The organism is Algoriphagus sp. AK58, from assembly GCF_014324365.1.
Classification (GTDB): Bacteria; Bacteroidota; Bacteroidia; order Cytophagales; family Cyclobacteriaceae; genus Algoriphagus.
In genome coordinates this window covers 51,606-63,516 of record NZ_QEIG01000020.1, presented here as the reverse complement: position 1 = coordinate 63,516, position 11,911 = coordinate 51,606, and the positions used below count along the sequence as shown (strand labels likewise).

Here is an 11,911-nt window from a genome sequence, read left to right as displayed (position 1 = left end):
CTACGGCTTTTTTTGCATCCAAACCCAATGAAAAAAGTAGTCCTAATAATTGCAGTTTCCCTTCTTTCAGGGCTCTTCGCTTTCCCTTCCTTTGCTCAGAATGAGTCCGATGAAAGAGCTTTGCTCAACGTCGAAAATGGCATCAGTATTTCGAAAGATTCTCTGTTTAAACTGAATCTTAGATTCAGGATGCAGAATAGATTTGGAGTGAGGACGGAAAGCGGCGAGGATCTTTCCATTGAACAAACTGACTTTAGGGTCAGAAGAATGCGGTTGAGACTGGACGGCTATGTCTTAAATCCAAGGATTCAATATTATATCCAATTGGGATTTTCTAAAGCTGACATGGATTTGGATGGGGGAGGATTTGCTCAGCCCATTCGAGATGCTATTATTCACTATTATTTCACTCCTAACCTTTATGTGGGATTTGGGCAGGCCAAACTACCTGGAAACAGGGAAAGAGTAATCAGTTCTGGGAATCTTCAATTTATAGATCGGTCTATTGCAAATGGTATTTTTACGCTTGATCGGGATTTTGGCTTTTTTGCCTATTACACCTTGCCTACAAAAGGAAGAGCCTTGTATCAGTTGAAAGGTGCTATCAGTACGGGGGAAGGCCGTAATCCCTCTCCTGGTGATGAAGGATTAAGTTATACGGGAAGGTTGGAACTCCTTCCATTTGGAAAATTTAAAAATTCAGGAGACTATTCAGAAGGTGACTTGGAGTTTGAGCCCACTCCTAAGTTGGGCTTTGGAATAACTTTCAACTCAAATAAAAAAGCTGTCCGATCCAGAGGACAGCTTGGTCCTGATTTATATCAACAGCGGGATCAACGGGTTTTTATTGCCGATGCGATGTTTAAGTACCAGGGTTGGGGTGTCATGGCGGAATACTTTCAAAGATCCTCCAACGATCCCATTACCCGTAATTCCATAGGAGCCACTCGGGTGGTTTGGGTAGGTAGAGGGCATAATTTTCAAGCTAGTAAAATGATCTCAAAAAAATCTGAAATGGCATTCCGATACGCGCAGGTAATTCCGGATGAGGAAATTAAATCATTTGAAAATCAAGGAGAGGAGCTCGCCTTGGGTTTTTCAAGATATCTCAATGGTCATCGAATCAAGATCCAGGGAAATGTGGGTTATGGATGGTCAAATAATACATTACAGTTGATCAATACGTCCAATTTTTGGTTTGGAGTATTTCAAGTTGAATTTGGGATCTAAATTTTTTTTACAAAAAATTGTATTTATAAATTTAAAAACTTGCTACGAAATACAATTTGCTGTATGTTTACTGCTGTTACGGAAAGTTTTATTTCTTTTCGTAAGGAAGCACTACAATCAGCAATTTGATGCAGGACAAAGGGATAAACAGTACGTTTAAGAAGATCATTTACGAGTCATCGGAAATGGTTTTTTTGGCTGATGATACGTATCCCTATTCTATTTTTTATGCCAATGAGTCTTTTGACGAGCAAATTGGAGAAACCCTTAAAGACAGAAGTCTCGTAGGACTAGGCCTGGATATCAATGCTTATATCTTCAAAGAAGAATTGGTTCTTGCCCACAACCACAAGGATTATTCTTTCCGACTTGAATTGCCTCAAGATAGCGGATCAAATTATTTTCTGTTTTATAAAGGAAAGGAAATCAAAACCCATGGACTTCCCAACAAGAAGGAAGCCTACCAATTTTTCACCTCAAAGCTGGATTTAATAGCAATTGGTAAGTATGACTATTTGACTTACTTAAATTCGATGGTTTTACCTGTTTTGGGGTATGAACCGGCCGAATTGCTGAATACCAATCTCTGTTCTTTTATTCATGAAGAGGACTTAAGTGATCTCCAAGCTTTTTGGAAAGTCCAAAGCAAATCTCAAGAGCATGCTTTTCAGACCTTTCGATTTAAGGCAAAAGATGGCACATATCGGTATTTGGAGTGTTCTATTCAGTTTACTCAGGATTCATTCTTTGTAATTGCGAGAGACATCTCCAATAGAATATCTACTCAAGAGGATGAAAGATATTTTTCAACTTTGGCTGATCAAATCCCATCCCTTGCCAACTCAGCTTCTTGGAAATTCTCCATTACCACCCGTGAATTTTCCTGGAATCAGGGAGAAGAACATTTTTTTCAAAAGTTTCAAATCAAAGAACCTCATAGGGAAGAAGTCAAAGACCAACTCTTGAATTTTTTGGGTGGATTAGATTCAGAGGTTCATTTTAAAGAAAATTACCAGGGAGAAATCCAGTTAAGTTCCGGAAAAAAACTAGGGTCAATTGTATACAAGCCCAAATCCAATCCTTCTTCATTGTGGGGTGTTTTTTGGGATAATTCGGCCAAGGAACTTCTCCAAAAGGAAATTCAAATTCAGAAATCGATATGGGCCGAAAGCCCAGAGTCCATGATGTTAGTGGATGATCAAGGGACCATCTTGTCAATCAATCGCGAGTCGATAAATCTTTTTGGCATCAAAGATGAATCAAAGGTTAAGCATCTAAGTGACCTCAATATTTTTTTTGAAGAGGAAAACGTTTGGTCAGATTGGATCAATAGCTCCAAAGGAACAACGATTATTTCAAGGTTTTCCACTCTTTTGATAAGTGAAAATGGAAATTCTTTGACTTTAGAGGTAGCTGCAAAGAGGTTAAATCTGGATCAGAAAGAATGTGTTTTGCTCTCTTTCCGAAATATTACCGAGCAAATTACCTTGGAGAAAACCATCGAAGAGAGCAGTGATTTCTTGATGAATTTGACCGAACAGGTTCCTGGAGGATTATATCAGTTGGTCTTAAATTCTGAAGGTCAGATGAATTTTTCCTTCCTTTCCAAAGGCATAAATTCAGTGCTTGGAATTTCCCAAGAGGAGATTTACCAATTCAACGATATTTCAGCAGCCATTGCCAAAGTTCATCCCCAAGATCTTCCTACAGTCATTATGTCCTCAGTGGCTTCTGCAAAGAAAATGGAGCCGTGGCAGTGTCAGTTTCGTGTCAAATCCGGGGAATCGGATCAACCTTATCGTTGGGTTTTGGGTGCTGCAAGGCCTCAGTCTTTAGAAAATGGGGATATGGTTTGGTATGGGTATCTGACAGATATCACTAAGCAAAAGGAATTTGAGGTAAAATTGGATGAAGCAAGAGTGGCAGCTGAAAAGGCCAACCAGATCAAGTCGGATTTCCTCTCCATGATCAGTCACGAACTGAGAACACCTCTCAATGCAATCTCAGGCTCGGTTTATTCCCTTTTCCACGAAAATCCTACGGATTCTCAAAAATCAGCACTGAATACCATCAATTTTGCGGTAGACAATTTGATCATCATGATCAATGATTTGTTGGACTTCCAGAAAATTGAGGCAGGAAAACTGACCATCGAGAATAATCCGTTCCGGTTGAAGGAGCTTTTAGAGCAAATCATTAAGGGCTTGTCTTTTCATGCCGCCGATAGCAAAAATAAACTTACCCTTCAGCTTTCCGAAGGATTGGATATTACGGTGAAAGGAGATAAGACTCGACTTTCTCAGGTTCTTAATAATTTGATTACCAACGCATTGAAGTTTACAAATGAAGGAAATGTAGATGTCAAAGTGGAATTGGTTGGTCAGATCCGAAACAAGGTTAAAGTTTATTTTGAGGTGAAGGACACCGGTATAGGGATAGCTCCAGAAAATCAAGAAAAAATCTTTAATGATTTCGACCAAGTCAGGCCCACCTTCAGCACCAAATATGGAGGTACCGGTCTGGGACTTTCCATTACCCGTAAACTGCTGAATCTGATGGGTGGAAAGATTGCTCTTGAATCAGCTGTTGGTAAGGGTAGTAGATTCTTTTTTGACTTAGAGTTAGAAAGATCCGAAGAGGATCTGGTATATATTCAGGAGAGCAAAAGAAAGCCGGTATCATTGGACAAGCTTCATTTGTTGATGGCAGAAGACAATGAGGTCAACTCCTTGGTTTTGGGTAAGATTATTAAGAAATGGGGTTTTACCTATGACCGAGTCGAAAACGGTCAGGAAGCAGTGGAAGCTGTAAAGAAAGGAAACTACGACTGTATCCTGATGGATATTCAAATGCCTGTCATGGATGGGTTTGAAGCTACAGTAGCGATCAAGGAGTTTTCCGAAACGCCGGTTATTGCACTTACGGCTGCTGCAAAATTGGAAATCATGGAAAAAATCGATGAATGCGGATTTGAAGGTTTTGTGGCCAAACCTATTGATGCTGCCGAACTTTTGAAGAAGATCAAAGAAGTGATCACTGAGAAGAATTACAAAGCCTGAGCTTTTTCCAGATATTCCTTAACCAATTCCATGTCGGGATAATTTTTTGCCAGATCCGACAAGTAAGACAACGCAGAAACTTTATCTCCCATCATCACATAATAAATGCCTTTGTTTCGCAAGGCAAAAGGATTTTTGGGATCCATCTGAATGCTTTGGTTAATCAGGTTCAGACCTTCTTCTTTTTGGTCTAAAAACAATAAATAGAGTCCCTTATTATTGTAGAAATAAGCTTGTCGATTGTCCAGCGTGATTGCTTTTTCTACAGCATCCAAGGCAAGCTGATAATCACCTTCTTCGAAGAAGATCATGGAGCGCAGATTGTGTAAATTTGGCTCTCCTGGGTTAATTTTTTCTGCCTGATCCAGGATAGATTTAGCCTTCTCGAATTGTTTTTGGTAAAACAGGATAGTGGCTTGATTGACAAGTAAATCGGAATTACTGGGCTCCAGCACTGCGGCACTTTCAAAAGCCTCCAATGCAGCCGGATAGTTTTTGAGCTTTTCTTGAGCAAGGCCATTTAAAAAGTGTGATTTCCAGTTTTCCGAATTCAACTTTAGCAGGCGCTCGGCATCTTCACGGGCTTTATAAAATTCTCCGTTATCCAAATAGCATATTCCCCGCTGAAATATGGCCTCAAAATAATCTGGTCGAAACTGAATTGACTTACTTAAATCTCCGATGGCTTCTTCCAGCTGATTGAGTCGGAGGTGGGCCATAGCTTTGTTATAATAGGCATCCGAATAGGTAGAATCCAACGCAATGGCTTCCTGATAGAAGCCAATAGCCGTTTTTGGATCATTTTCCTCCATTTTTTCATTGCCCTTGAGTAAAAATCTCCCTTTTTTATCTTCCAGGCTGTCGCATCCTGACCAAACAAAAGCAAGGAATAAAAAAATGCTAATTGATAGTTTCATCCGTTTGTTTATTCTCTTTTTCTTCTTCTTTTTCTTCCCCCAAAAGTAAGGCAAAAGGTTTGGTTGATTCCGAGAGATCAAAAATTTCTCTTAAAATCGCCAGCGTAGGGATGACTAAGATCATACCTGCCACTCCCCAGATGGATCCTCCAATCAATAAACCCAAAAAAGTAATAAAAGCGTTGAGGTTGACATTGCTGCCCACAATTTTTGGAGTTAGAAAATTTCCTTCCACCAGCTGGATTACCTGATAAGCCCCTAAAATAAGTATGGGATAAATAAGACTATCCATGGTCAGGAAGGAGTAAATGACCGGAAGGCTGACTCCAATTAGGGGACCTATGTATGGAATTATGTTTAAGATGGCGCCAAGAATTCCAAAAAAAACGGCATGCTTTACACCTATGATCGAGTAGGCAGTAATGTTTAATATGGCAAGGATAATCATCACTTTTCCTACTCCTGAGATATAGTTTAGGATAATCTTACGTAGACTGGTGATCCGGATTTTTACCAAGGCAGGATCTTTATCCCGATAGATTTTGACCATCATTTTGGTCAAATGATCCCTGTAAAGCAGAAAGAAAAACATGAAAATCGGAATCAATACCAATCCGGACAGGGATCCTATCGCATTGAGGGCAAAAGCAGAAATGCTGCTGCTATTTTCATTTACAAATTTTAAAATGGCCTCTGAATCCATTTTGGATGCAAAATTTTCATTGATTCCAAAAGTGGAATGTGTCCAGTGATCAATTTCCAATGCTACAGTATTGATTCGGTCTGAGACGTTAGTGAAGTCTTTTGTAAAACTGACCATATTGCCAATTATAAAACTGATCAATCCAGCCACGGTAAACGTCATCAATAAAAGGGAGATCACACAGGTGAGCGTTCTGGGAACTCTTTTCTTTTCTAAAAAGTCACTGAAAGGGGTAAAAAGTATGGCAAAGAACCCCCCCATAAATAAAGGAACAAGCAGCCCTTTACCAACAATCAAAAAGAAAACCAGCACAATGATGAATACCATGACTGAAAGCGCCTTCAGGTAGGATGGGATAGAAAATTGTTTGGTTTTCATACGAATCACTATGTGTATTAAAAGATAACCTTTCCAAAATGATAATCAAATGATTAAGCCAAGAGACCGCTTCGTTTTAGGAGCGCATCCGGTTTAGGATCTCTGCCTCTGAATCTTTTGTAAAGGACGGAAGGGTGTTCACTTCCCCCTGCGGACAGGATGTTTTTTTCGAAAGAAGACGCTGTCTCAGGATCAAAAACCCCTTTTTCTTGAAATAATTCGAATGCATCCGCATCCAGTACTTCGGCCCATTTATAGCTATAATAGCCGGAAGAATAACCACCCTGAAATATGTGGGAGAAACTGGTACTGACCATGGTTCCGGGTACCTTTGGAAGCAAATCAGTCTTCTTCATCACCTCGGATTCAAATTCTTTGATATCGGTGATATTACTCGGATCATTACTGTGGTAGGCCATGTCCAACAGCCCAAAGCTAATCTGCCTCACCGTCATATACCCTTGCTGGAAATTTGCCGCATTTTTGATTCTTTCAATCAACTCTGCAGGAATGGGCTCGCCGGTTTGATAGTGCTTTGCAAAAAGGTCGAGGCAATCCTTTTCATAACACCAATTTTCGAAAATCTGAGATGGTAGCTCTACAAAATCCCAATATACGCTGGTGCCAGAGAGGCTTTCATAAGTCCCTTTGGCAAGCATCCCATGCAATGCATGCCCAAATTCATGAAAAAGTGTAGTGACTTCGTTGAAAGTCAATAAGCTAGGCTTGGATTTGGTGGGTTTAGTGAAATTGCAAACGATAGAAATATGGGGACGGTGATCCTGACCATTTTCGTGGTATTGTCCTCGGAATGAGGTCATCCATGCCCCATTTCTTTTGCCCGGTCTTGGGAAAAAGTCTGCATAAAAGACCGAAACAAATTTTCCATCCCTATCCCTTACTTCATAAGCGGTTACCTCAGGATGATAAACAGGGATTTCAGGATTGGGCTGGAAGTTCAATCCATAAAGTTTAGATGAGGTGTCAAATACACCTTGGATCACATGTTCAAGCTGGAAGTAGGGCCGAAGGAGCTCATCATCCAGAGCGTACCTTTCTTTTTTGAGGAGTTCTGAATAATAGGCGAAATCCCATTTTTCAAGTGAGGCCAATCTGTCCAGCTTTTGTGCATAATCTGCCACTTCCTGTACTTCTTGGATGGCTTTGGGTTTGGCTTTTTCTAGAAGAGACTCCAAAAAATCCAGCACGGTTTTGGGATTTTTGGCCATTCGCTCTTCCAGGACAAAATCTGCATGGCTGGAAAATCCTAAAAGTTTTGCACGCTGATTTCTGAGGGTGAGGATTTGTCGGATAATCTCCTGATTGTCCAATTCATCTCCTTTAGCAGATTTGGTATTGAAGGCCATAAACAGGGTTTTTCTCAATTCCCGGTTTTTGGCATAAGTCATTGCAGGAATATAGGAGGGATAATCCAGGGAAAACGCCCACTTTCCGGATTGCCCTTTCTCTTCGGCAAGCTGAGCCGCAGCTTCTTTAATTCCCTCCGGTAAACCTTCCAGTTCCTTTTCATCGGAGATAAAGTGGACAAACCGGTTGGTCTCAGCAAGGACGTGCTCACCGAATCTAAGGCTCAGCTGAGCCAATTCCTGATCTATTTTGCGAAGAGTTTCTGCCTCAGAGGAGTCAAGTTTTGCTCCATTTCGAACAAATGACTTATAGGTTTTTTCCAGCAGGGTAACTTGCTCCGCACGTAGATTCAAACTTTCTTTTTGGGAAAAAACCTGAGAAACCCTTTGGAACAACTCCTGATCCAAGAGGATGTCATTGGAATGTTCTGTAAGAAGAGGTGAAATCTCTCGTGCCAACTTTTGGATTTCCTCATTCGTCTCTGCCGAATTGAGGTTGAAGAATATGGCTGTAATGACACCCAAACGCTTTCCGCTACGATCCAAGGCTTCGATCGTATTTTCAAAAGAGGGAAGCGGATGAGTCTTTATAGTTTCAATTTCACCTTTAGCCAGAGCAATAGCTTCCTTTACAGCAGGTAGAAAATGTTCGTTTTTGATCAAGTGAAAAGGGGCAGTTTCAAACGGCGTAGTAAAATCGGAAAGTAAAGGATTGGTCATTCTTTTTTGGGAATTCAATTTTGTAAGTGCACGAATTTACCACTTTGTTCCGATGAGCTTGACCCTTGAGTTGTAGGAATTGCAATTTTTAACCACTTGATTCCCCAGATTGGCAATTCTTGCCATAATCAATTTACGGATAAGGATTTATCGTCAAAGGCTTACTACTTGTAGTATGTAGCTTTCTAAAAAGAAGATATATGAAGAATCACAAGTTTGGATTCGGTGGTCAAGTCAAATCGGAATCCACTGAATCAAAAGAGGTGGATTTTGGTCGGTTCAGGGGAAGAAAGGGTTTTTAAAAAGTCAAATCCCTGAAAATGAATTAATAAATGCATTAAGCCCGTTTGCTAAAAATCAAACTATAAAAAGATGAAAGTTTATCTTATCCCATTTTTGATGTTAATCCTTTTCACAGTTCATTCCTATGGTCAGGAAAAGAGTGAGCCTGTTCGCTACAATAAAAACGGATCCTTGATTTGGATATCCCTCACCAACGGAGCGGTTTTAGGAAAAGGGTTGCTTTGGAAGGTTTCAGAAGATACCCTTGAGTTTGCCAATTTGGAATATAAAAACCGACATCATTATCTGGAGAATATTGAAACCTTAAAGCTTCATTATTCTGAAATAAAGGAGTTGAAAACAACTCCCCGAGCTGCCATTAAAAAAGGAATGTGGACAGGTGCGGCATTGGGTTTGGCTTCAGGTTTGGCGGTAGGATTGACGACTACAAAAGATCCTGAACCGGTTACCTACCAGCAAAGCAGTCAAGGGATTTGTTTGCTCTTTATTTGCACCGGCCCTTCTACCTATACTATGGTCGAAGATGAACCTAAAGATGCCGGAATAGTAATTTTAAAAACACTTGTTTTTACTGGCATTGGGGCCTTAGTTGGTGGAATATTGGGTAATTCGGCAGCTGTCGAAGAACAACTAGATGGATCAAAAGAAAAATACCTAGCGCTTGTTCCTGAATTAAAAAGCCAGGCCTATTGGGGAACTCAAAAGGCAAAGAGTAAATGAAAAAACCGGGCTTATCACCCGGTTAAATTTTAAAAATCAAAGTCACAACTCATCTCTTCCATTCCAATAGGTGCACCATCCGGAATATTCAGGGTTTGCTGAGGTGTAAGTTCCTCTGGCAGCTGAAGGTAGGCGGTTATTTTTTGATTCAGGAATTCTCTGTGTGCCTGAAGCACGGAGGAGTTGCCCAAGGGTGATTTGCCTAGTTGACCCAGTTGTTTTCTGATGATTGCCCTCACGGTTTGGGATGCGTTTGCATTTTTGGAAAGGCTGATCAAATAGTCCACATATTTTGCCTCTGTCATTAGCTTGATTTCACTTTGCAATCCGCCGGGAACTGTATTGGAAAACACTTGAGCACTGACTTTGGATAGGATATTTTCCAAGCTGGGCAGGGAATTGTCTTGTAAGTTTTGGAGATAAATCCTATTGACCCTTCCTGACTCAAACAGAAATGTAAAAGTAGCATCCACCACATTTTCAGCAGGGGCAATCGGATCAAAGACCGGTCCTGTACGGGCTGGGAAGGTTTCTCTGTTTCTGTTAAATCCGTAGGGACGAGGTGGAATCAGAGCCAGAATATGTGCAGGAACTTCTAAGTTGGCAGGCGAAATGGTCGTCAATAATGCATTCAGCGCATCATTTTGATCTTTTGCCGGTATCCATTTCTGCTCTGACTGATTATCTCCCTTGATTTTATAAGTATAGTCCACCCCACCGATCAATTTGCTGGTTGCCTCCAGTTGGTAGCGGTGCATGAGATAAAGCGGGACGAAAACTTCCTCCAAAATTGCCTGTGGTTCGCCTGTTTTGATGGCATTTAGTCCAAAGGTTTTCATTCGGTTTTCCCTAAGCTTAAGTAATCTCATCAGCTCTTCAGATGCAGATTCTCCATTATCCCAAAGATGGGATCTGGGATGGACGCCACTGGGATTTCGGGAATCTGAATCGGTGATGAATTCAAATCCAGCGGAGTACGTATCCTTCAATGTTTTTTCCAAAAATTCTTCTTCAGATTGGCCTGGTTTGGGAGTCCCATATCCATAAGTAATAGCCCATTTGTCCCATTCACCGATTTTAAGATCATAGGCATTGCTGAAGTCTAAGTTGCCCTTTTCATCTTGGGTAATGACCGGATGTGGGTAATCCATTACAGAAGAACGGCCGCTTGCAGAGGTAGCATAGCTGTGAGCTAGACCGATTGTGTGTCCTATTTCATGAGCAGAAAGTTGCTTCAATCGGGTTAATGCCATTTCCATCATTCGAGGATCTGCCGGTTTACCCTCCTCAAAGGGCTGTAACAATCCTTGAGCGATCAAATAATCCTGCCGGACCCGAAGTGAGCCAAGAGACACGTGTCCTTTGAGAATTTCTCCAGTTCTTGGGTCTCTGACGCTGGATCCATAGGACCAGCCACGGGTGGAGCGGTGTACCCATTGGATGACATTGTAGCGAACATCCATCAAATCCATTCCTTCAGGGGCAAGTTCTACCCGGAAGGCGTTTTTGAATCCTGCCGCTTCAAATGCCTGAGCCCACCAGTTGCCTCCTTCGATCAAGGCAGACGCTACCGGCTCTGGTGTTCCTCTATCGAGGTAGTAAATGATAGGTTCTTTGACCTCAGAAACTGGAGCATTTGGATCTATTTTCTCCAATCGATGTCTTGAAATAAATCTTTTGACCAAAGGTTCATCGATCGGAGTGGTGTAATCTTGGTAGCTGATAAAGAAGTAGCCTGCTCTTGGGTCAAATTCTCTTTTGGCATATAAGTCTGGCAACTCAATGAACGAGTGCCTCATCCGTACTGTGACTGCCTCAGGTGTAGGAGTGACCGAGCGGAGATAAGCTCCTGCGCCTGTACCTGTCAGAGTAATAGTAGCCTCAATTTCTGTGTTCTTCGGAAAGTTTTTGGTGGTAGGGTAGTAGAGACCTGAGCGGCTTGCATCCACTCGATAGGTTCCTTGACGCGATCTGCTAAGGGTTTCGCCCACTCCATGTGCGTCCTGGAGGAAGAAGTTGGTCCCATCCACGTATATTTTTCCTCCTTCCGTTTTTGCAATTTCAAACCCCCATAGGGCTGATTCAGCAAAAGCGTCCCGGATGGATTTGGCTTCATAGGGATTGTCGGTATAGGCCCGATAGTCATAGTTTTTATGGACCATCAGGATTTTGTTGCCAGTTTTTCTAAACTCCACCACACGAGTGTCTCCAAGCTGCCCTCGATCAAGCCCGATGTCATTTGAACCTACACCTGCTGTCAAAGAGTTGACATAAAGTAGTTCTTGGTCCAAGAATGGGATTTCAAGATAAATTTTTCCTTTTTCCTCGTCCAAGAAGAAAGGGACAAAGCCTTCCTGTCGGTTCATTTTGGAAAAGTCTTGGGCTTGAACCCTGCCGATTAATAACAAGCAGATTGTGAGTCCCCACATCAATGTTTTGCGTTGCATAAGGTGGTTTTCTTTTTTCTACAAATTATCAAAAAGCGCAGGTACTAGTTCACCATTAATGGAAAAT

At 41.4% G+C, this 11,911-nt stretch carries 7 protein-coding genes; 3 read left to right on the top strand and 4 right to left on the bottom strand.

All coding sequences use genetic code 11. The annotated features are described in order from the left end of the window. Positions 1-27 precede the first annotated feature (27 nt). Both DDT91_RS17205 and DDT91_RS17200 read left to right on the top strand, forming a co-directional pair. Positions 28-1,230 carry a porin gene (locus tag DDT91_RS17205; RefSeq protein WP_187177432.1) on the top strand — a complete coding sequence of 401 codons (1,203 nt, stop codon included), beginning with the start codon at positions 28-30 and terminating at the stop codon, positions 1,228-1,230. Between the two features lie 128 nt (positions 1,231-1,358). Beyond that, positions 1,359-4,289: an ATP-binding protein gene (locus tag DDT91_RS17200; RefSeq protein WP_187177431.1), complete on the top strand. Its 2,931-nt coding sequence runs from the start codon at positions 1,359-1,361 to the stop codon at positions 4,287-4,289. Here DDT91_RS17200 and DDT91_RS17195 read toward each other — a convergent pair. The 3 genes from DDT91_RS17195 to DDT91_RS17185 are packed head-to-tail and all read right to left on the bottom strand — an operon-like array spanning position 4,277 to position 8,374. After that, positions 4,277-5,206: a lipopolysaccharide assembly protein LapB gene (locus DDT91_RS17195; RefSeq protein WP_187177430.1), complete on the bottom strand. Its 930-nt coding sequence runs from the start codon at positions 5,204-5,206 to the stop codon at positions 4,277-4,279. The two genes, DDT91_RS17200 and DDT91_RS17195, sit on opposite strands and share 13 nt — an antisense overlap. Beyond that, positions 5,190-6,287: an AI-2E family transporter gene (locus DDT91_RS17190; RefSeq protein WP_187177429.1), complete on the bottom strand. Its 1,098-nt coding sequence runs from the start codon at positions 6,285-6,287 to the stop codon at positions 5,190-5,192. The genes DDT91_RS17195 and DDT91_RS17190 overlap by 17 nt, the downstream gene beginning before the upstream one ends. A gap of 53 nt (positions 6,288-6,340) precedes the next feature. Beyond that, on the bottom strand, positions 6,341-8,374 hold the full coding sequence (locus DDT91_RS17185; protein ID WP_187177428.1) for a M3 family metallopeptidase: 2,034 nt from the start codon (positions 8,372-8,374) through the stop codon (positions 6,341-6,343). A gap of 372 nt (positions 8,375-8,746) precedes the next feature. On the opposite strand from DDT91_RS17185, the gene DDT91_RS17180 reads away from it, so the two are divergent. After that, complete coding sequence (locus tag DDT91_RS17180; protein WP_187177427.1) at positions 8,747-9,397, top strand: hypothetical protein; 651 nt, start codon at positions 8,747-8,749, stop codon at positions 9,395-9,397. A 29-nt stretch (positions 9,398-9,426) separates the two neighbouring features. On the opposite strand, the gene DDT91_RS17175 is transcribed toward DDT91_RS17180, so the two are convergent. After that, positions 9,427-11,763, bottom strand: coding sequence for a zinc-dependent metalloprotease (locus DDT91_RS17175; RefSeq protein ID WP_255502171.1), 2,337 nt, complete (start codon positions 11,761-11,763; stop codon positions 9,427-9,429). Between the last annotated feature and the right edge of the window lie 148 nt (positions 11,764-11,911).

Coding starts and splice junctions, on each gene's coding strand:
- DDT91_RS17180 (WP_187177427.1), top strand. CDS start 8,747: ATGAAAGTTTATCTTATCCCATTTTTGATGTTAATCCTTTTCACAGTT.
- DDT91_RS17200 (WP_187177431.1), top strand. CDS start 1,359: ATGCAGGACAAAGGGATAAACAGTACGTTTAAGAAGATCATTTACGAG.
- DDT91_RS17185 (WP_187177428.1), bottom strand. CDS start 8,374: ATGACCAATCCTTTACTTTCCGATTTTACTACGCCGTTTGAAACTGCC.
- DDT91_RS17195 (WP_187177430.1), bottom strand. CDS start 5,206: ATGAAACTATCAATTAGCATTTTTTTATTCCTTGCTTTTGTTTGGTCA.
- DDT91_RS17175 (WP_255502171.1), bottom strand. CDS start 11,763: ATGAACCGACAGGAAGGCTTTGTCCCTTTCTTCTTGGACGAGGAAAAA.
- DDT91_RS17205 (WP_187177432.1), top strand. CDS start 28: ATGAAAAAAGTAGTCCTAATAATTGCAGTTTCCCTTCTTTCAGGGCTC.
- DDT91_RS17190 (WP_187177429.1), bottom strand. CDS start 6,287: ATGAAAACCAAACAATTTTCTATCCCATCCTACCTGAAGGCGCTTTCA.